This window comes from Colwellia sp. F1, from assembly GCF_056238625.1.
The window spans coordinates 1-2,545 of sequence record NZ_JBWDLI010000077.1 but is presented as its reverse complement, the minus strand read 5'-3'; the positions used below and the strand labels follow the sequence as shown (position 1 = coordinate 2,545).

Sequence of the window (2,545 nt, the reverse complement as noted above, 5' to 3'; positions counted from 1 at the left end):
ATACAGTGAGTTTTTAACACAGTAAGTTTTTAGCACTGTGAGGACGTTAACCGAGGGTTTTAATTTTCTCTGGCAACAGACCTTTCGGAGCAAAGCGCAGCACCAAGGTAATCAACATACCGATTACTAGAACCCGCGCCTGCAGCGCCCGGCTATCCATATTGCTAGGCGCTTCCCAACCGAAGGCGTTTTCCCCCAGTGTTACCGCTAGTTGCATTAAAAATAACGCCAGCGGTTCTGACATAATCCAAATGATATAAACCGCGACCGCCCCAAAAATGGTGCCAAGGTTATTACCGGGACCGCCTAAAATCACCATAACCAGCACTAGGAAGGTGTGGTTGAGAGGCAAGTAGCCCTGAGGGTCAAACAGGCTGTTAAAGGTGCCCAGCATGCCACCACCAAGGCCCATTAAAATGCAGCCTAATACGAAAATCTCCAAGCGCCGCTTATTGATATCTTTACCCATGGCCGCTGACGAGACTTCGTTATCGCGAATCGCCCGAATCATTCTGCCCCAGGGAGCGTGGTAAGCCCGGTGGAGTAAAAAGAAAATGACTGCGATCACGACAGCCGTGACTGAAAGATAGATCGCTCGGGAAAGCGTAAAGCCGAGCTCGGCCGGGCCGGGGGTCGGACAGGGGAGAGGTGATTCTGTGGCCGTGCCGCGCGTTAGCCAGTCGGAATTTTTCAAAAAAGCTTTGATGATTTCGGCGATACCCAGGGTGGCAATGGCGAGGTAGTCACTGCGTAGGCCAAGGCAAACGTGGCCAATAAAGTAGCCAACGCCGCCCGCCAGCGCGCCACCCACAATCCAGCCTACCCAGGCCGGTAAGCCAAATCCGCCAATAAAGCCCGCTTGAGACTGTATTTGGCTGGTCACTTCGCGCAGCAGGCTGATAACTATCAAGTAGAGTACGATCCCGATCACGATGGCGAGCACGGTGCGTAGTCTTTTCGGCACACCGAATCGATCAAGCTTTGTCACACCGACGACGATCAAGGTTGCCGCCATGCCATACAACAGAACTTGGCCGAGGTCTCCCGGTAGTTCAGTGCCCCAGAATGCGTCATTCACCGGGACGCTAAACAGCATGGCACAGAAGCCGCCGAGCGCGACAAAGCCCATAACGCCAGCGTTAAACTGACCGGCATAGCCCCATTGAATCGTTAGGCCTAGGGCAAGAATGGCATAACAAGCAGCTTCTACCAGCATACGGGTGCTGTACGCTGCGCCCATGATGGCGTAGACCGCTAGCACGGCAGCTAATAGAGCGCCAAATAGCACCAGCTCGCGCAACGGAAAGCGTTGTTCAGGAGTGGCATCTTTAGGTGTGTAAGCAGGGTTATGGTTTTTTGTGGAATGGCTCATTAGATCACCTTGCCTTTGAACAGGCCGGTAGGACGCCACACTAAGATGGCCACCAAAATAAAGAACGGCACCACAATTTTGTACTCAGTGCCTACAAAGGCGAGGTTGGAGGGGAGTTCTAGCCAGGTAGGTAGGCTGTCGCGGAAAGGACGTAAGAGAACATTCCAGTTAAATACGGCCAGGGTTTCCGCAAAGCCGACGACAAATCCTCCAGCAATGGCACCGTAGGGGTGACCTACGCCTCCGACAATAGCTGCCGCGAAAATAGGTAGTAGTAGGAAGAAACTAAGGTCGGGTTTAAATGTGACGTCTAGTGACAACAGGGTACCCGCAATTGCCGCCAGTGCGCCTGCAATCACCCAAGTAACGGCCACGATGGTGTTGGTATTAATACCCGATGCCTGAGCAAGTTCGGGGTTGTCTGACATGGCGCGCATGGCTTTGCCAAGTCGTGAGCGATTGAGGAATAGGTGCAGGGCGACCACTGCCACAAGCGTAATCACAAACAGATAGATCTGGGGCTCGGTAATCACGATGGGGGCCCGAACTCCCTCTAAAGGTAACGCGATGCGGAAAATTTCTTTGCGGTCATCGACGTACAAGCTTTGGCCGCCGGTCCCGGAAAATAGCCGGATAAGCCCTTGGAGCATAAGTGTCACGCCCAGTGAGCCAATCACCATCACGATAGGCTTGACGCCATGGGCGCGGAGCGGCTTATAAAACGCTTTATCAATGCCCACGGCCAGCGCTGCAGTAAGCAGCATCGCTAACGGCAGCATGATGAGCGCTGTGGGTATTCCGATACTGGCGCCTACCGCTGGGAAGGCGGTAGTCAGGAGCAGCACCATGAAGGCACCAAACGTCATTATGTCGGCATGGGCAAAGTGGGCAAAGCGCATAATGCTAAAAATGAGCGTGACGCCAATGGCGCCAATGGCATAGATAGAGCCAGTAACGCTACCGGCAATCACCACGTTATTGATAAAAAAGACCAGTTCGTTCACGCGTTTCTCCCCCGGGCTAGCCGCCCAAAAAGCTTTTGGCGACGTCAGGGTCAGCCAGTAACGCAGCCCCCGTGTCGGTAAAACGGTTTTGTCCCGCCGCCAGCACAAAGCCTTTATCGGCAATGGCTAAGGCCTGTTTGGCGTTCTGTTCCACCATCAAAATGCCCAC

The 2,545-nt window shown here is 53.6% G+C and carries 2 protein-coding genes; both read right to left on the bottom strand.

What is annotated here, in order from left to right:
• Positions 1-46: 46 nt before the first annotated feature.
• Positions 47-1,372, bottom strand: coding sequence for a branched-chain amino acid ABC transporter permease (locus AC0UA9_RS17390; protein WP_475661996.1), 1,326 nt, complete (start codon positions 1,370-1,372; stop codon positions 47-49).
• Positions 1,372-2,376, bottom strand: coding sequence for a branched-chain amino acid ABC transporter permease (locus AC0UA9_RS17385; RefSeq protein WP_475661994.1), 1,005 nt, complete (start codon positions 2,374-2,376; stop codon positions 1,372-1,374). Before AC0UA9_RS17385 ends, AC0UA9_RS17390 begins: the two co-directional genes overlap by 1 nt.
• Positions 2,377-2,545: the final 169 nt, after the last annotated feature.